This is a genomic window from Tenacibaculum ovolyticum DSM 18103 (assembly GCF_000430545.1).
In the GTDB taxonomy this organism is placed as follows: Bacteria; Bacteroidota; Bacteroidia; order Flavobacteriales; family Flavobacteriaceae; genus Polaribacter; species Polaribacter ovolyticus.
Map to the genome: position 1 here is coordinate 113,451 of NZ_AUMF01000009.1, position 19,550 is coordinate 133,000.

A 19,550-nucleotide genomic window follows, 5' to 3' on the forward strand; every position below is an offset into this window, starting at 1 on the left:
TAAGTATCATAGGCTAAATAGTAGTTGCAAAATATAAACGACTATAAAATGCCTTTATCTGCAAAGCTAAAATACGATTTTTCGGTAATTATTAAATGATCTAGAAGTTTTATATCAAGTGTAACACCTGCTTTTTTTATTTTTTTTGTTAACTCGATATCTGAAGTGCTGGGTTCTAGTTTGCCAGATGGATGGTTATGGCACACTACAATACCTATTGCTGATAATTTTAAAGCTTCTTTATATAATAATCTTATATCAACTACTGTTGCTGTAAAACCTCCTTTACTTAATTGTCGTTTTGCTAATACTTTATTCGAATTATTTAAATAGAGTACCCAAAACTCTTCATGTTGCAAATCACCAATTAATGGTTGTATAATTTGTGAGACATCTAACGAGCTTTTTATTTTCGAAATTGCATTTCTTTCTTCATACTGCCTTCTTTTACCAAATTCTAAAGCTGTAACTATCGAAATTGCTTTTGCTTCACCTATTCCTTTAAATTTCATTAACTCTTCTATAGATAATTTGGCTAGTTCATTCAAATCATTATTTACTGATAATAAAACTCTCTTAGACAGGGCTACAGCACTTTCTTCTCTATTACCTGAACTAATAAGTATTGCTACTAATTCAGCATCAGACAAAGCTGTATTACCTTTAAGCATTAGTTTTTCTCGCGGTCTATCATCTAACGCCCACGTTTTAATTGATATCTTTTTCATAGCTTTTGTATCAAATTTTTAGATAAATATAATTCATTTTTTGCACATCCCAAAGAAGGATAGTATCTTTGTACTCTATCATTTCCAACTTTAAACATGAAGATTATTATAGCCGGTGCTGGAGACGTAGGTTTTCATTTGGCTAAACTCCTTTCTTACGAGTCACAAGATACTTATGTGATCGATTTCGATGGCGAAAAGCTAAATTACATTAACAATCACTTAGACGTTATTACTAAAAAAGGTGATGCTACTTCTATAAACTTGTTAAAAGAAATAGGTGTTGATTCTGCTGATTTATTATTAGCTGTTACTGAAAGTCAAAATACAAATTTCACAATATCAGTAATAGGAAAAGCTTTAGGTGTAAAAAAAACCATCGCAAGAATTAATAATCCAGAGTTTTTAAAGAATGATTGTATTAATTTTAAAGATTTTGGAGTAGATTTCATGATTTCTCCTGAAGCCTTAGCTGCAGAAGAAATAAAATTACTTTTAAATCAATCTTCTTTTAATGATACTGTTGCTTTCGAAAACGGTGTATTTAATATTATGGGAACAACTCTCGGGTATAAATCTCCAATATTAGATTTAACAGTTAAGGAAGCTAAAGAAAAATTTAGTCTAGTCGATTTTATTACGATTGCAATAAAACGTGAAGGAATTGCTCAAACTATTATTCCTCGTGGAGACACAACCTATAAAATAAACGACCAAGTTTATTTCTCTGTACCAAGTTATAGTATAGATAAATTACACCCCATTATTGGGAAAGAACAAGTAGAAATTAAGAATGTAATGATTCTTGGAGGTAGTAGTATTGGTCGAAAAACATCTAGAAGTCTTTGCAAAGATAATTTTAAAGTAAAATTAATTGAACGTAAAAGAGAAAAAGCATTAAATCTTGCTGAAGACCTAATAGATACTTTAGTCATTCATGGCGATGGTAGAAACTTAGAGCTCTTAGAGGAAGAAAACATTAGAGAGATGGATGCCTTTATTGCTGTTACTGGCGATTCTGAAACAAATATTATGTCTTGTTTAGTTGCAAAATCGAAGGGTGTTAAAAAAACGGTTGCTTTAGTTGAAAATATGGATTACATTAATATTTCTCAAACTATTGGTATTGATACACTTATTAATAAAAAATTAATCGCTGCTAGTAATATTTTTCGCCATATACGTAAAGGAGAAATTTTAGCTTTAGCGAACTTACATAATATTGATGCTGAAGTTTTTGAATTTGAGGTACAAGAAAGAGCTAAAGTAACATTAAAACCAATTAAAGAATTACGTTTTCCTAGAGAGGCTGTATTTGGTGGTGTTATAAGAGATGGAAAACCTCATATGTCTTTTGGTAATTTTCAATTACAAAGTGGTGACAAAGCAATTGTTTTTTGTTTACCTGAAGCAATATCAATTGTAGAAGATTTGTTCAACTAATGGAGAATCTTAATCTAAAACTAATTTATCGTTTTTTAGGAATAACAGCTATTCTTAATGGGCTATTTATGTGGCTTTCATTACCTTTTAGCTTTTATTATGATGAACCTTCTAAATGGGGTATTTTAAGCGCAGGTATTATTACAATTGCTATAGGTTTAATTCTTTACTTTTTTAATAAGCCTGATAATAAAAAAATTCAAAAAAAAGAAGGTTATCTTATTGTAACTTTAGGTTGGTTAATATTATCAATTACAGGAATGCTCCCATATCTTTTATCTGGTAGTATTCCCTCAACAACAAATGCCTTTTTCGAAACTATTTCAGGTTATTCAACTACAGGATCATCTATCCTAACAGATATAGAGTCTATGCCTAAAGGAATTTTATTTTGGCGTAGCGCTACTCATTGGATTGGTGGTATGGGTATTATAGTACTTACCATAGCAATCTTACCTTTATTAGGTATTGGTGGAATGCAACTATTTATGGCTGAAGCTCCTGGGCCATCCACAGATAAATTACACCCGCGTATTACAGATACTGCTAAACGATTGTGGCAAATTTATGTATTACTAACTATTGTTCAGTTTTTGCTATTAAAAGTAGCGGGTATGAACTGGTTTGATGCTCTTAATCATGCAATGGCTACTGTTAGTACTGGTGGTTTTTCGACTAAAAATGCAAGTGTTGCTCATTGGAATGGAGCTCCTATGATACAATATATTATCATATTTTTTATGTTTATTGCTGGTACAAACTTCGTACTTACTTACTTTGCTTTAAAAGGAAAAATAAGAAAAGTAATACAAAGTGAAGAGTTTAAATATTATTTATTTGGTACCTTAATTATATCAGCTGTTGTAGCGACAATGATTATTTTTTATCAAGATCCTTTATTACACACCACTATTAAACACCCAATGGTTTATGGTAAAGTTGAAAGTGCTATAAGACATTCTCTTTTTTCTGTAATATCTGTAATTACCACTACTGGTTTTGTTACAGCCGATTTCACTATGTGGAGCTTTTTTGTAACCGCAATTTTCTTTTCTTTATTTTTCTTAGGTGGTTCAGCTGGTTCTACATCTGGTGGCGTAAAAATTGTTAGACACATTGTAATGCTAAAAAGCAGTTTTTTAGAATTTAAAAAATCATTACACCCTAATGCCATTATTCCTGTTCGTTATGATGGTAAAGCTGTAAAACAAACCATTATATTCAACATACTTTCTTTCTTTGTTTTATACATGTTAATTTTTGTTATAGGTACAGTAACACTTGCTTTTTTGGGATTAGACTTTTATTCTGCTCTAGGCGCTTGTGCCTCTTCTCTAGGTAATATTGGTCCTGCATTAGGTAGCGTAAGTCCTGTTAATAATTTTAATCACTTATCTACAGGAGCTAAATGGTTTTGCTCTTTTTTAATGTTAATTGGTCGTTTAGAACTTTTTACAGTATTAATTTTATTCACTCCATTTTTTTGGCGTAAAAATTAACCTTCCTTTCCTTAAGTTTTTTAACTTCTCCTACCTCCATTTTACAGAAATCGTAAATACTTTACAGCGACTATATAATTTTAGGTGTTTTTTAGACAAAAAACAGAATACATTTATTCTAAAATAACTTTCTAGTAATGTTATATTTTATCTAATTTTTAGATGACTAAAAAATTAGACAAAATTCAACTTCACAAAAAAAGCCTCAAACTTCACAAAAATTAAAATTAATCACTTAAAAAAATTTTCTTTGTATTGAGAACAAAATATAAGAGTCTACACCTATTCCTAAAAAAGAAACACTTAAACCTCAATCTCCCCCATTTAAGTGTTCTTTACAAGAAAAAACAAAGCCTCTTGTTATCTTTGAAAAGAGAACTTAATAAAAGTAAATATATTCAAATAGCCCGTAAGTAATTGATTTAAAGTTAAAAACAAATATTTACACTAATTGTTTAATGCTTTTTTTATTAAACTGTAAAACGAAACATTAACTACTAAACATTAACTACTATGGATCCATTTTTAGGACAAATCGTATTATTCGGTGGGAATTTTGCACCAAGAGGCTGGGCATTATGTGAAGGTCAATTATTACCAATTTCGCAATACTCTGCTTTATTTTCAATTTTAGGGACAATTTACGGAGGAGACGGAAGAACAACTTTTGCTTTACCAGATTTACGTGGTAGAGCTGCAATTAGTTCAGGTCGTGGACCAGGATTATCTGATCGTAGGTTAGGATCAAGAAGCGGACAAGAAGTTCATACTCTAACAACTCTTGAAATGCCTTCACATAATCACCTTACTCAAAACAGCATGAAAGTAAGTTCACAAGATTCGACTAAAGCAACTGCAACGACAAATTCGTCAATTGCGACTCCAGGCTCACCTGGAGGTAGAGGGTTTGATTCTACAATGGGGTTCAATGATGTTACACCAGATATTTCTTTAAACCCTACTTCAAACAGTGTTACTGTTTTAAATAACGGTGGTAATCAAGCGCATAATATTATGCAGCCTTATTTAACTACAAATTATATTATTGCTTTACAAGGAGTTTTCCCTTCAAGAAATTAAGATCTTAAATAATAACAAAACACTCAATAATTTTAAAATTACTGAGTGTTTTTCACATTCCATTTAGGGATTTTTTTTGTGACATAACCTAACTTATATGATGATTCATTCACTGAATATAAAGACTTAACGCAATAAGGATTTGTTATTAACGATTCTCCTTTACCAATATAAACATCATCAAAAACTCTTATTTCAGTATAAATACAAATATCAGGAGTTTTTTCAAAATATTTATCAAAAACAATATAATCTGATTCAAAGCTAAATTCATTTTTAGTTTTTTTAATATTTTTGGTTATCGAAAATAAACCTTTAAATTCTTTATCGTTAATATATTCTTCATCAAGAACTACATTATTACCAAAACAATTTTCTTTAGCTAAAAAAGAATTTCTAGTTGACAATTTAATTTCTTCAGGAACTAAAACACCTCCTTCAGATAGTTGTGCAACTAAGTTTTGTGTTATTGAAATTTGAGGTTCGTTAATTAAAGCTTTATCCATTGTTTCAGTTATCACAACATGCAATGAGTCTTTTTTATTGTGTACATATTTCGTTGCATCTGTTAAGCAATACTCTTTTATATATTTTTCATAATTTAAATACTTAATAATTTTCTTTACTGAAATCATTGACGCCTCATGTATATCAATTAATACAATTCTTATTTTTTTTGAATCATAATAAGACAATAAAGGTATTATTAAAGTCCCTAAAGGTCCACACCCCGCATACACAACCTCTAGTACTTCATCAACAAATTTCTCCTTCGTACTATTAATAGCTTTATAAACTCCTTTAATAAAACGAGCTGTTCTAATATAATCATACAAACAATCTTTAGCGTGTCTAGGCGATAGAGCAATCCCCCCATTAACTTCTAACTTTGTCTTATTTAATTCTTCGGATGAAACTTTTCTAAAAATGTTTTCATAAAAACAAGATAACAACTTAACCGAGTTAATTTCTTCTTTTTCAGTTTTTGATGCAAGTAACAATTTAGTTATTTCATTTAAATTTTCTTTAATATTCATTATTAAAATTTAATTGACATTAATAATTTAGTCCACTTTTTTAAGACTACCTAAACAAAGTATTAATAAAAGTTAACAAAAAAAATGTTTTAACTAAAAATAAAGTCTTTTTATACCTAAAAAATCAATGTAGAAAACGCTCATAACACCAAGAATCACATTTATACCTCTTTTTATAACAAATATACATAAGTTTGAATTTTGATTAAATAAAAGCATATATTTGACAGTTAACTACTTAAAAAACAAAGCAAATGACACAAAAAACTACTTTTTTAACATTTAAACATCTTCCTGTATTTGCAGTGTTGTTGTTTTTAAGCTTAGTAAGCTTAAAAACAAGTGCACAAACTACAGAAGCTTTTGAAGATGAAACTGTTGGCCTAAAAACATTTTCAGATAACGGACAAGCTTTTACGATTATTGATGGCTCTGGTGAAACTACCTATGATATAGAAACTTTTGCTGGTGGTGGATGGAACGGAACTTCTGGTGACAATAATTTTATTGATAATACTGGAGGAAGCCCTGGAAATAATGATGGCTCTTCTTTCACAATTAAAACTACCGACGGAACCGATATAACAATTAAAAGTTTGTATTTATTTGTTTCTAATAGAGCTGTCAATGGTCCTGCTTCAACAACGTTAACTTTTACTGGAAAAAAAGACGGAACTACCATTTACACAATAACAAAAAGTTCAGGAATTATTAATGGGGCGGATTTCACCCCTAATAATGGTTTTACTTTTATAGACTTTTCTTCTGAAGGAGGGACAGATAACTCTAATAATAATATTGATGAGTTAATTATTTCAGCAACAGGTAATGCTGATTATTTAGCATTAGATGCATTAACTTGGGCACTTGCTCCTGTTGATGCAACTGCACCTCGTATTACAAGTATTGTTCGTCAAACACCAGCTACAAGCCCAACTAATGCAGATGCATTAACATTTAGAATTACCTTTGATGAAAATGTTCAAGGTGTAGGAGCTGCTGATTTTACTATTACTGGTGCTTCAGGAGTTTCAATAGGCGTAGTTGGTTCAAACGCAATATATGATGTTACCCTTTCGGGAGGAGACCTTGCTTCAGTAAACAGTACAATTACCTTAGGATTTGCAGGCGGACAAAACATTACAGATATTTCAGGTAATGCATTAACTAATTTAACACCAACAGGAACAAACAACAATACTTTCGTATTAGATAATCAAGCACCACTTATTAGTAGTATTGCTCGTCAAAGCCCTACAACAAGCCCAACAAATGCAGATGCTTTAGTATGGGATATGACTTTTGATCAAGCAGTAGCGAATGTGGATGCAGCTGATTTTGCAGTAATTGGAACTACAGGTACAATTACTTCGGTAACTAACCCAAGTGGAAATGTCTATCGAGTAACTGCTTCAGGTGGAGATTTAGCTGGATTAAATGCAACTGTTACTTTAGGATTTGCTGGTGGTCAAAATATTGCGGATGCTTCAGGTAATACATTAACTAATTTAACGCCTACAGGTACAAATAACAATACTTTTGTAGTAAATAATACTGCACCACGTATCAACAGTATAGCTCGCCAGAGCCCAACTACTAGCCCAACAAATGCAGATGCTTTGGTATGGGATGTTACTTTTGATCAAGCAGTAGCGAATGTGGATGCAGCGGATTTTGCAGTAATTGGAACTACAGGTACAATTGCTTCGGTAACTAACCCAAGTGGAAATGTCTATCGAGTAACTGCTTCAGGTGGAGATTTAGCTGGATTAAATGCGACCGTTACTTTAGGATTTGCTGGTGGTCAAAACATTGCGGATGCTTCAGGCAATGCATTAACTAATTTAACGCCAACAGGTACCAATAATAATACTTTTGTAATAGATAATACTCAACCACTTATTAATAGTATTGCTCGTCAGAGTCCTACAACAAGCCCAACAAATGCAGATGCTTTAGTATGGGATGTAACTTTTAATGGAGCAGTAGCGAATGTAGATGCTTCAGATTTCACTGTAAGTGGAACTACAGGAACAATTGCTTCGGTAACTAACCCAAGTGGAAATGTCTATCGAGTAACTGCTTCAGGTGGTGATTTAGCTGGATTAAATGCAACTGTTACTTTAGGATTTGCTGGTGGTCAAAACATTGCTGATGCTTCAGGTAATGCATTAACAAATTTAACACCAACAGGAACAAACAACAATACTTTTGTAGTAGACAATACACCTCCCGTTTATACTTGGACAGGAACCACTAACAATGATTGGGGTACAACTTCAAATTGGGACTTAAATTCTGTACCTACTGCAACAGCTGATGTAGTTATTCCTAGTGGTTTAATGATGTATCCAACAGCTAGCTCTGCTGTAACATTTAATTCATTAACAATTAACTCTGGAGCAAGTTTTATTCCTAATAGTACAACAACAGGTGCTGTTACTTATAAAAGAAACTTACCTACAACAGGTGATTGGTATTTAGTTTCTTCACCTATTGCAAATGAAACATTACAAAATGTAATAGCAAATAATACTTTTGCAACAGGTACTGCTCCTGGTAATATCGGTATTGGTCTTTATGAAAATAGTAATGCTTCTCAATGGGCATATGTAAACGCAAGTAGTACAGGTAATATAATTCCAGGAATAGGAATATCGGTACAATTAGCTACTGCAGGTGATATATCTTCTACAGGTACTGCTTTAAACACTTCTAACGTAATATTTGGTGTATCAACAGGAACTGTTACAAATTTCAACTTACTTGGTAATCCATTTACTGCCTTTATAAATTCTGCAACGTTTGCAACTACAAACACAGGAGTTTTAACTGAAGAAACTATTTGGTTATGGAATGGAACAGCGTATGTAACATACAATAACGCTAGTCCTATAGAAGTTGCTCCAGGACAAGCATTTTTTATAGAAGCTTCAACTAACGGTGCTATAACCTTTGCAACTGCCAATAGAAGTCATCAAAATACTGACACATTTATGAGAGAAGCTCCAAAATCTACTTTTGAATTATCTGTAGAAGAAGGAACTAATAAGAGTGCTACTAAAGTATTTTATGCTGATAATAAAACTACTGGTTTTGATAATGGATACGATTCTAAGATGTTTGGAGGTACAGATTACAAATTCAAAGTATATACTGAATTAGTTTCTGATAGCAAAGGTAAAAAATTAGCGATTCAAACTTTACCGAATCAAAATCTTGAAACAATGGTTATACCTGTAGGTTTAATTGCTGAAGCTGGTAAGAAAATTACCTTTTCTGTAAAAGCACAAAATCTACCAGATAATACTAATGTATTTTTAGAAGATAAATTTAATAATACTTTAGTCAATATTTCTAAAGAAAATCATTCAGTAACTTTAAAAAGTGATTCTAAAGGTACTGGTCAATTCTACATTCACACAAGTGCAAAGAACTTAGAAGATATTGATATTACAAAAGATTTACAAAATGTAAGCATTTATAAATCGGCTAATAATAGCTTAACTGTTGCTGGTTTACAAACAGATAAAGCTTCCGTAAATGTGTATTCAATTTTAGGTAAAAAAGTGATTAGTACTGAACTTAAATCAACAGGAGTTCATGTAATTCAGTTACCTAAAACTGCTGCAGGAGTTTACATTGTTGAATTAAACTCTAGTTTAGGTAAAATTAGTAAAAAAATTATTTTAGAATAATACAATATAGCTTTATGAAAAAACAAACTCAAAATAAAAGTCAAGACATCTCTAGAAAAGAGGCGTTAAAAAAAATAGGAGGTTACGGTAAATACGCTGCATTAACAGCCCTAGGAACCTATTTAATTTTAAACCCACAAAAAGCGCAAGCACAAAGCCCTGCTGCTCCAGGTGGTGGATTTTAACATATAACTATTCTCTAACAACAAACCCTCGGCCTCCCGAGGGTTTGTTATTTTAATGATGTTACAATACTATAAACACTTAAAAAACATATTTCAATTAAAAGATAAAAAAACAGTTTAAAGTATATTAATTATTTATTTTTACTGATTATGATAATAAAACAAATAGGTAATAAAAAGGTTGTCTGGTTCAAAGACACCAATGAATATATAGTTATTGAACCACTCATAGCAGACGCACTATCGCTATTATATCACAAAACTGATAAACAAGAAATTATCTCTAAGATATTTAGTCAAATAGATATACCTTATAAAGAAGCTGAAAACTTAATATCTGATATTGAAAACTTATTAAACACTCATAATTTCACAAAACAAGAATTAGCTCCTGTTTCAAAAGTGAAACATTTTGAATACGAAAAGTATTATAAAATAAATGACATCATTTTTAAAGTCTGTTATTTATCTGAATTTGAATTTTCTTTAGTACATCCAAAATTTACACATTTAGAAGTTGAAGCCACATTAAGTAGCAACCACCTTTTTGAAGTTTATAGTAATACCGATTTAATTACCTTTTCAATTAACAATACTATTATTGGAACATGGGCTCTTAGTGATGTTCATTTTTTTCAAGGGAAGTTCTCTATGAAGATTACTGAATTAATGCACCACAAACCTGAAGATGAATGGTTAGGTGTATTTCATGCCTCGGCTGTGAGCAATAATAAGGAATCAATATTATTCTTAGGAGATTCTGGTAATGGAAAAAGCACATCTTTAGCTTTATTACAAGCAAATGGCTTTACCTGTTTAGCTGACGACTTTGTTCCTATTGATGCTAAAAAACAAGAAGTATATAGTTTTCCTTCAGCTATTTCTATTAAAAAAAATAGTTTAGAAACTTTACTTCCTATATACCCTGAACTAAAAACTTCAGCTGAATATCATTTTAAAAGGTTAAATAAAATTGTAAGATACCTACCTACAAACAACATCAATTATCAATCAAAAAAGCCTTGTAAAGCATTAGTTTTTATTAAATACAAAAAAGACAGTGATCTAGTTGTCGATAAAATATCTAATATTAAAGCCTTTGAACAGTTAGTTCCTGACTCTTGGTTGTCTCCAATGCAAGAAAATGTTGAAGTTTTCTTAAATTGGTTCTCAAGCTTACCTTGTTACCAACTTACCTATTCAGACAATTCTAAAATGATAACAACTGTTTCGAAAATCTTTAATGATGAACTATAAAGAAACTTTATTTTTTGTTGGGAAATGTTTAACAATTACTCATGAAAAACACAATCGTGACTTAGTTGAACAAGAATTAAAATCTAATACTGTAAACTGGGATAATGTTGTTAAATTAAGCACTAGTCATTATGTTTTCCCTACACTATACTGCAATTTAAAACGAGCAAATTTTCTAGACTACTTACCCGAAGATTTGGTTACTTACATGCAACATATTACCGATTTAAATCGCGAAAGGAATGAGCAGATTATTAAAGAAGCAAAAGAGATAAATGAACTATTACTTTCTTATAATATAATCCCTATTTTTTTAAAAGGTACAGGTAATTTACTCGAAGGTTTATATGAAGATGTAGCTGAAAGAATGGTTGGTGACATTGATCTTTTATTTGAACAAAAAAACTGTACAAGTGCTTTTAGAATACTTCAAGAAAATGGTTATACACATAAAGTCTCAGAGCTATTTAACGATCATAGGCATTTACCTAGAATAACACATGCCAAAAAAATAGCAGCTATTGAAATTCATAAACAAATGTTACGGATAGAAAAGTCTTCCTTTTTTAATCATAGCTCTATTAAAAACAAATTACAGACTATTAATAACACTACTTTTTTATCTTTCTCTGATCAAATTAAACTAACAGTCTATTCCAAACTCATTAATGATGATGCATATTTAACTAAAAAAATAAACCTTAGAGCTGCTTACGATGTTTTTTTACTTGATAAAAAACTTGAAACAAATTCCATTATTCAAGATACCAAACTATTTAAAGAATTAAATGCTGGTTTAGAGCTATACAATACAATACTTCCTAGTTTTAAAAATATTGAATTCAAATCAACCAAGTCTAGTAAGAAATACTTAAAAAAATATTTAAAAAACTTAAACAATAGTTTTTATAAAAATATAAAAGCTACTTTTCTAAAGTATTACATTTTCTATAAAGACAGAATTGTAATAATATTTAAAGCTTTTTATAAAAAATCTTATTTATTATTTGTTTGGTCTAAAATAACTGATTACAATTGGTACAAAAGAAAAATGGGGGGTTAAACTAAGTTTTTAACCTCATTAAAATCTAAACCTCCATAATTTCCAGAGCTCATTAATAACAAAGCAGTACTATCTAAATTCTGATTAAATAAAAACTCTTTAAATGCTATTGGGTTTGTATAAATAATTAAATTATCACGTTCAAAAGCACTTGCTATCTGTGCTTCAGTGACTTCTTCTAACTGTTTTATTTTCACTGCATGCGGTGAATAAAATACTACTGCCTTATCAGCTTTATCTAAGGCTCCTTTATATTCAGCTAAGAACTCAGCATTTAAACTACTATATGTATGTAACTCTAAACAAGCTAAAACAGTTCTCTTATCGTATTGTTTTTTAACAGCAGTTGTTGTTGCTTCAACTTTACTAGGACTATGAGCAAAATCTTTAAAAATCACAGTAGATTCATTTTCTGCAATTTTCTCTAAACGCTTACTTGCTCCCTTAAAACTAGCAATAGCTTCATAAAATTCATCTTCATCAATACCCATATGCTGACAAATCCACTTAGCACCTGCTAAATTCTGTAAGTTATGGTCTCCAAAAATTTCTAGAGGTAAATCACCTTCAGGAGTATCAAGATAAGTAATTCCGTTTTCAATAAAATAATTAGGTGTTTTATATGGATATTTTTTTATTGGATGGCTTGAATTTTCAACAACATCTTTTAAAACTAAATCCTCCTCATTATACACCATCATCCCTCCATTGGTAAGAGAATCATTAAAAATTTTAAATTGTTCTATATAATTTTCAAAAGTTGGAAATACATTTATATGATCCCATGCAATTCCACTTAACAAAGCAATATTTGGTTTGTATAAATGAAATTTAGGACGCATATCAATAGGAGAACTCAAATACTCATCACCTTCTAAAACAATAAATTCATTTTCTTCAGTTAAATGTACCATCGTATCAAAACCATCTAACTGTGCTCCTACCATATAATCAACAGCTACATCATGATAATTCAATACATGTAAAATCATAGATGTTATAGTCGTTTTTCCATGAGAACCACCGATAACTACACGCGTTTTGTTTTTAGATTGTTCAAATAAAAACTCAGGATAAGAATATATTTTAATTCCTAACTCTTGTGCCTTCAGTAATTCTGAGTTATCTTTTTTCGCATGCATTCCTAAAATTACAGCATCTAAATCATTGGTAATCTTTTCTGGAAACCATCCAAATTCTTCAGGTAACAACCCTCGTTTTTCTAATCTAGATTTAGATGGATCATGAATAGTATCATCACTTCCTGTTACTTGATATCCTTTTTCATGTAAAGCAATTGCTAAATTATGCATTGCACTTCCTCCGATTGCTATAAAATGTACTGTCATTTTAATCTCCTAAATTTTATGTAAAGATAACGAAGTAAAAGAGCTTAAGAAAAAGAGAAATGATCGTTTTTAAAAATTAATGCTTTTTTTTTCTTAAACCGCTGATTTTTATGTTGCTTTGTATTTTCTAAAACTGTTATAAATAATTACTACTATGCAAAAAAAAATACTTTTTTCTTTGCTCTTATTTTCATTATCGTTATTTAATATTTTCTCTCAATGTGCAGGAGCAGATAATACGGTAACTATTTGTAATAAAGAGTCTGACACCAATTATCAATCGTACAATCTTTTTAACCAATTACAAGGAACACCTCAAGCAGGTGGTCATTGGTTTGCTAATAGTCCTATCAATCAAAACGCGATAAATAATAATACTGGTATTGTTAATTTATGGGCAATAAATAGATTTGGCGAACATACATTCACCTATACAAACCCAAATTGTAACGAAAGTTCAGAGATTACCATCTTTTTAGGAGGATACCCTGGTGAAGACAATATAAATGGAGGTGCAAATGCTTGTAGCAATGATACAACTGTTAATTTATTTACTTTTTTAGACAATAACTTAACAAATTTAAGTGCTGATATTAATGGCGAATGGAAAGAAGCCACGGGCACGCCTACTGGTTTTTTAACCGATAATATTTTTAATGCAGAACTTGCAGGAGCAGGTACTTACGCTTTAAATTACATTGTTAGTAATGTAAATTCCTGTGCTTCAAGAACTGCAACAATAATATTAGAAGTTCATCGTAGTCCAAATGCAGGTATAGCCATGAATCTTGAAATTTGTGACACCGATAATTTAAGCCTATATGATAACGTTAACTTGTTTGATTATGTTATAGGTCAAGATTCTAATGGTGTTTGGACTGACGTAAATAATACAGGTCAGATTGAAAATGCATTAGATGCAACAATCAATATTGAAGAAATTTATCAACTTTTTGGTTCTGGAAAGTACGATTTCACATACACTGTATATCCGCTTGGTGTCTGCGACGAACAATCTGTTACCGTTTCAATTATATTACCAAAAATAGCTGCTGCTTTTTCAGTTACAAATCAATGTAAAGAAGATTCATTACTAATAGAAATTTTACATGAAGCTACTTTAGGTTCTTCAATGACGTATGATTTAGTATATGAAATTGTAAATACAACAACTAATGGCATTGTTTATACCGGACTCCTAAACGACATTAGTTTAACCGATGATGACGGTAATATAAGTTTAGAAAAAATAACACTTCCTAGTAGTACCTTAACACCTGGTAGTTATATTATAAGAACTAACTCAATTAATAATATAAATGGTATTATTTGTAATTCTTTTACGGTATTAGAAAAAAGTTTTATCATTTATGAAGCTAAGGCCAAAATAGAAGATACTTGTTATAATGAAGATGATTTAAACTTAACCATTTATGATTTTTATGATGATAATGGAAGTTTGTTTACAGGTACAAAAACAGTAGATTATACAATAAAAGGTAGTACTAATGACTTAAATATAACTGCATATGACCTTACTTTTTTAAATGGTGAAGCAATAATACCTGTTAATTTTTCAAGCTTTCTTACTAATGAAAATGATTTTAACTTTACAATTTCATCAACAAACCAAAGCGGTTTAGACTGTATAAATTATGATTTTTCTATTAATAGAGTACCAGAAGACATTCAACTAGACCTTATTATAGATAATGTATGTAACGCCTCTGACATAAAAGTTGCTATAAACGCCCCAACTTTGGCAGATGGAGAATATACTATAAATTATGAAGTTTTAGAAATAGGTACAGGTAATATATTAACAGAAAATACCATTGTTTTTTCAGCTGGTGGTGGTAGCGCAAATTACAATATTGATATAACTAATCTAGAAACGGGTACTTATAATGTTGTATTAAAAAGTACTCAAAACGATACAACTCCATGTAGAACAGTATTTGATTTTGAAATACGAGAAAGTTTTTCTATAAATGGTATTCCCGACGCACCAATACTTAACGCAAATCAATCATTCTGTTTATCAGACTATCACCCTAACTCCCCTACACTTGCTAACATCGCTATTACTAGCGGAGAAAATTTAACTTGGTATGCTGATAATACATCTACTGTCCCTTTAAGTTCTTCAACAATTCTTGTGAATGGTGAAGACTATTATGTAAGTTCTAAAGATACAAATAATAGTTGTGAGAGTTCTGACCGTACAGCTGTAACAGTAACTATTTTAACACCAGAGATTGTAACATCTACAAATACTACTCCTTTATTTTGTGGTATCGAAAAAGCTACTATTGCTAATTTAGATGCAGAAGTAAATTCAGGAGAACTTTTATGGTACGATAGCCCTACTAACGGAAACTTATTAACTACAGATACCATACTAACTAATGGTGTAACTTATTATGCTACAGAAAGCATTACTGGTTGTGAAAGTGTTTCTAGATTACCATTTACAATTACTGTAATTGCCCCTCCCATACCAGTAGTAGAAGGAACAACACTTTTATGCGGATTAGAGAAACTAACATTACTTGATTTTGAAATGTCTTTAACCAATACCGCTAATTATAATTTTATTTGGTATGATGCTTTATTAGGAGGTCTAGAACTTGATAACTCAGAATTACTTGAAGAAAACACCGTTTATTATGTTGCTAATATTCATCCAGACTCTGGTTGTGAAAGTGAGCGAACTCCAATATCAGTAAGCCTTAACAACTGTAATCCTGAAGACTATGACTTTTTTATTCCTGATGGATTTTCACCTAACGGAGATAGTGTTAACGATTTTTATTACATCCCTAACATCAACTATTTTTACCCAGATTATCAATTAGAAATATTTAACAGATACGGACAATCTCTTTTCAAAGGAGATATTGACACTCCTAAATGGGATGGAAAAAACACTTCATCTAAAAACAATACCACAAGTGGTGTTTATTTTTACATTTTAAAATATAACAAAGACAATATTAAACCTAAACAAGGTAGAATTTACTTAAGTAAATAAGACTATGAAAAAGATACTTTTAGTAATTATATATATAAATACTGTCGCTGGTGTTTTCTCACAGCAAGACCCACAGTATACACAGTACATGTACAATCAAAATGTTATAAACCCTGCTTACGTAACTAATGAATTAGGGGTACTAAATTTTGGATTCATGCACCGAACGCAATGGGCAAGTGCCGTAGGATCTCCTAAAACATATACTTTTTTTGCACACGCTCCAATAACTGATAAATTTGAAGTAGGTTTATCTCTTATTTCCGATAATATTGGTGACAATGCTTTAAAAGAAAATAATGTGTATGCCGATTTTGCCTACACATTACAGTTAAGTGAAAATCACAGATTATCTTTAGGTTTAAAAGCAGGTTTCAGTAGTTTTAAAACAGATTTCGCTAACTTTAGATTTCCAGATGATGACACCATTAGTGGTGTTTTAACGAACGATTTAGCATTTGACAATCAAAACAAAATAACTCCGAACTTTGGTTTTGGTGCTTTTTACTTTACTGATAAATATTACCTTGGAGTTTCTGTACCTAACCTTTTAAATTCAAAACATTTTACCGAAAAAAACGGTTTAAAAAGTATTGGTGGAGAAGAAATACATTTATTTGCGAATGCAGGATATGTTTTTACACTAAGCGATCTTATTAAATTAAAACCTTCTTTTTTATTAAAAGCCATTAAAGGATCTCCTATTGTTCTAGACACTTCTATCAACGTATTATTTAATGATCGTTTTGAAGGAGGTTTATCCTATAGAATAAACGATTCTTTTAGTGCGATGTTTAACGTAAAAGCTACTAATAATTTAAGAATTGGGTATGCATACGATTACACAACAACAAACCTTAGTAATTTTAATTCAGGAACACACGAAGTATTTGTCCTTTTTGATTTTGACACCTTAGGTCTTAAAAAAGGATATGATAAATCTCCTCGATTCTTCTAAAAAAAGCTATATGAAAAAAACAATTACAGTCTTATTTACATTCTTCATTGTTATTTGTAGCAATGCCCAAGAAGATAGGGACTTTAAAAGAGCAAAAAAATACTTTGATAGAGCTTTTTATAGTCACGCTATTCCTTTATTCGAAAAAGCTATAAAAAAAGATAAGAATTTTAAAACAATAAAAAACTTAGCAGATTCATATTATTTTATAAACGATATGAATAAAGCAGCTACAAATTATAAGCTACTTTTTAAATATTATAAAAAATTAGTAGACGAACCTTATTATTTCAGATATGCCAATACTTTAAAAGCAACAGGTGATTATAAAGAAGCTGATAACTTATTACGATCATATTACAAAAAGAACGACGCTAAGAAACTTCAAAAATTAGAAGCGGAAATAGAATATCTTGAAAACATAAAAGCAATAGGTAATCGATATACTATTAAAAACTTAGCTATTAATACACCAAATTCAGAATTTGGAGCAATACAAAAAGGAAACAGTATTATCTTTTCTGCAGCTAAAAAAGATAATGAAGGCACCTCTAAAACATATGGTTGGACAGGAAATGGTTATTTAGACATTTATAAAGTCTCATTAAATAACGAAACAGAACCATTTTCAACTTCAATAAACACAAAACTTCACGAATCTAACATCATTTTTACGAAGAATGCTAAAACAGCTTATTTTACTAGAAATAATCTAGTAAAAGGAAAACGTAAAAAGGATAATAAAAAAATTACTCATTTACAGATTTACAGAGCACAATTAATTAATGGTGAATGGAAAAACATAACCTCACTACCATTTAACAGTGATGAATACTCATCAGAACATCCCGCTTTAAGTGATGATGAAAAAACATTGTATTTTTCTTCAGATATGCCTAACGGATATGGCTCTTTTGATATTTACGCTGTTGCTATAAATAATAATGGTACTTACGGAAATCCAAAAAACTTAGGAGCAACTATAAACACCCCTAAAAAAGAGCAATTTCCGTTTATTAGTAAAGATAATAAATTATACTTTTCGTCTAACGGTCATCCAGGTTTTGGATCTTTAGATGTTTTTGTTAGTACAATTTCTAATAACAAATACAGCCAGCCAGATAATGTTGGTTTACCAATAAACTCTGGTTACGATGATTTTTCATTTAATATAAATAACAAAACAAAAGAAGGCTTTTTTGCTTCTAACAGGCCAGAAGGAAAAGGAAACGATGATATTTATAAAATTGTAGAAGAAAAAGCTTTAATTATTGAAGATTGTAAACAATCTATTTCAGGTGTAATTACTGATATTGATACCAAGGAAACTTTAGGAAATACTCTAATTTTAATCGGCACAGATAATAATGATTTTAAAAAAACATATACAAATGCTAATGGGGCTTTTAGTTTTAGGGCAATTTGTGAAGCTTCCTATATCGTTATAGCCTCTAAAGAAGGGTATCAAGAGAAAAGAAAGACAATCCTTACAAGCAAGGAAAGAAATAAAGACAACGATGCATCTATAGCCTTAAAATCGATTACTGAAATTGAAAAAGAAAAGAGAATTGCACTGCAATTAAAAGCTAAAAAAGCACAAGAGTTAAAAATAACAGCCACAAATAAATTAAAACTACAAAACAAAACAAAAATTGAGCAAACCATTGCTAAAGAAAAAAGTTTAGAAAAAGATAACGGTAGAATTATTATTAAAACTGATGAAATAAACTTTGATTACAAACTTTGGTATTTACGTAAGGATACTAAAAGAGCAATTAACTATGTGATTAAATTAATGAAAAAGTACCCCAAAATGGTTGTCGAAATAGGTACACATTCAGATATTCGAGGAAATAATCGTTACAATTTAGAATTATCACAAAAAAGAGCAACCTCAGCAAGAATGTATTTTATAAAAAACGGAATTAAACCCGAACGTGTTATAGCTATTGGTTATGGAGAAACGCAACCTCTTATAAAATGTAAAACTGAAGATGCTTGTACAGAAGAACAACATGAAACAAATAGGCGATGTGAATTCGTTGTAAAACAAATATATTAAATAAAAAAACGAGCCAATTGGCTCGTTTTTTGTTTTGTAAACAATCTAAATTTTACAATAATTATTAATTATCTTTATAGCTAAACTCAGTCAACACACAATTTTACCTCATAAAATAGGTTGTTAACTAATTATCGATTGTTTTTAATTTTAATTT

General features: G+C 30.3%; 13 protein-coding genes. 10 read left to right on the forward strand and 3 right to left on the reverse strand.

The features are described from left to right. Positions 1-41: 41 nt before the first annotated feature. Positions 42-728 carry a RadC family protein gene (gene radC / locus H518_RS0101805; RefSeq protein WP_028887491.1) on the reverse strand — a complete coding sequence of 229 codons (687 nt, stop codon included), beginning with the start codon at positions 726-728 and terminating at the stop codon, positions 42-44. Positions 729-824: 96 nt separating this feature from the next. Here radC and trkA point away from each other — a divergent pair, with 96 nt between their 5' ends. The 3 genes from trkA to H518_RS0101820 all read left to right on the forward strand — a co-directional run bounded on the left by trkA (position 825) and on the right by H518_RS0101820 (position 4,750). Further along, the gene (trkA, locus tag H518_RS0101810; protein WP_028887492.1) at positions 825-2,171 is read left to right on the forward strand and encodes a Trk system potassium transporter TrkA; all 1,347 of its coding nucleotides are present in this window, start codon (positions 825-827) and stop codon (positions 2,169-2,171) included. Beyond that, positions 2,171-3,670, forward strand: a complete 1,500-nt coding sequence (locus H518_RS0101815; RefSeq protein ID WP_028887493.1) for a TrkH family potassium uptake protein — start codon at positions 2,171-2,173, stop codon at positions 3,668-3,670. Before trkA ends, H518_RS0101815 begins: the two co-directional genes overlap by 1 nt. Positions 3,671-4,183: 513 nt before the next feature. Continuing rightward, the gene (locus H518_RS0101820) at positions 4,184-4,750 is read left to right on the forward strand and encodes a phage tail protein (protein WP_028887494.1); all 567 of its coding nucleotides are present in this window, start codon (positions 4,184-4,186) and stop codon (positions 4,748-4,750) included. A 38-nt stretch (positions 4,751-4,788) separates the two neighbouring features. Here H518_RS0101820 and H518_RS0101825 read toward each other — a convergent pair whose 3' ends face one another. After that, on the reverse strand, positions 4,789-5,787 hold the full coding sequence (locus H518_RS0101825) for an SAM-dependent methyltransferase (RefSeq protein WP_028887495.1): 999 nt from the start codon (positions 5,785-5,787) through the stop codon (positions 4,789-4,791). Positions 5,788-6,041: 254 nt separating this feature from the next. Here H518_RS0101825 and H518_RS0101830 point away from each other — a divergent pair, with 254 nt between their 5' ends. The 4 genes from H518_RS0101830 to H518_RS0101845 all read left to right on the forward strand — a co-directional run bounded on the left by H518_RS0101830 (position 6,042) and on the right by H518_RS0101845 (position 11,990). After that, positions 6,042-9,485: a T9SS type A sorting domain-containing protein gene (locus tag H518_RS0101830; protein ID WP_028887496.1), complete on the forward strand. Its 3,444-nt coding sequence runs from the start codon at positions 6,042-6,044 to the stop codon at positions 9,483-9,485. Positions 9,486-9,499: 14 nt separating this feature from the next. Then, the gene (locus H518_RS21260) at positions 9,500-9,670 is read left to right on the forward strand and encodes a hypothetical protein (protein WP_169720512.1); all 171 of its coding nucleotides are present in this window, start codon (positions 9,500-9,502) and stop codon (positions 9,668-9,670) included. Positions 9,671-9,820: 150 nt separating this feature from the next. After that, positions 9,821-10,927: a phosphoenolpyruvate carboxykinase (ATP) gene (locus H518_RS0101840; RefSeq protein ID WP_043706348.1), complete on the forward strand. Its 1,107-nt coding sequence runs from the start codon at positions 9,821-9,823 to the stop codon at positions 10,925-10,927. Then, positions 10,917-11,990 carry a nucleotidyltransferase family protein gene (locus tag H518_RS0101845; protein ID WP_028887498.1) on the forward strand — a complete coding sequence of 358 codons (1,074 nt, stop codon included), beginning with the start codon at positions 10,917-10,919 and terminating at the stop codon, positions 11,988-11,990. Before H518_RS0101840 ends, H518_RS0101845 begins: the two co-directional genes overlap by 11 nt. Here the strand turns inward: H518_RS0101845 and H518_RS0101850 are convergent. After that, a complete protein-coding gene (locus tag H518_RS0101850; protein WP_028887499.1) occupies positions 11,987-13,339 on the reverse strand; it encodes a UDP-N-acetylmuramate--L-alanine ligase in 1,353 nt (450 codons plus the stop codon). The two genes, H518_RS0101845 and H518_RS0101850, sit on opposite strands and share 4 nt — an antisense overlap. Before the next feature lie 154 nt (positions 13,340-13,493). Between H518_RS0101850 and H518_RS0101855 the strand changes: the two genes are divergently transcribed. Genes H518_RS0101855 through H518_RS0101865 form a run of 3 tightly spaced genes read left to right on the forward strand, consistent with a single transcriptional unit; the run spans position 13,494 to position 19,393 of the window. Beyond that, a complete protein-coding gene (locus H518_RS0101855; protein ID WP_028887500.1) occupies positions 13,494-16,373 on the forward strand; it encodes a gliding motility-associated C-terminal domain-containing protein in 2,880 nt (959 codons plus the stop codon). A 4-nt stretch (positions 16,374-16,377) separates the two neighbouring features. Next, entirely contained in the window at positions 16,378-17,331 is a 954-nt protein-coding gene (locus H518_RS0101860) for a PorP/SprF family type IX secretion system membrane protein (protein WP_028887501.1), read from the forward strand. 10 nt (positions 17,332-17,341) lie between these two features. Next, complete coding sequence (locus H518_RS0101865) at positions 17,342-19,393, forward strand: OmpA family protein (RefSeq protein ID WP_028887502.1); 2,052 nt, start codon at positions 17,342-17,344, stop codon at positions 19,391-19,393. The last annotated feature ends 157 nt before the right edge of the window (positions 19,394-19,550 follow it).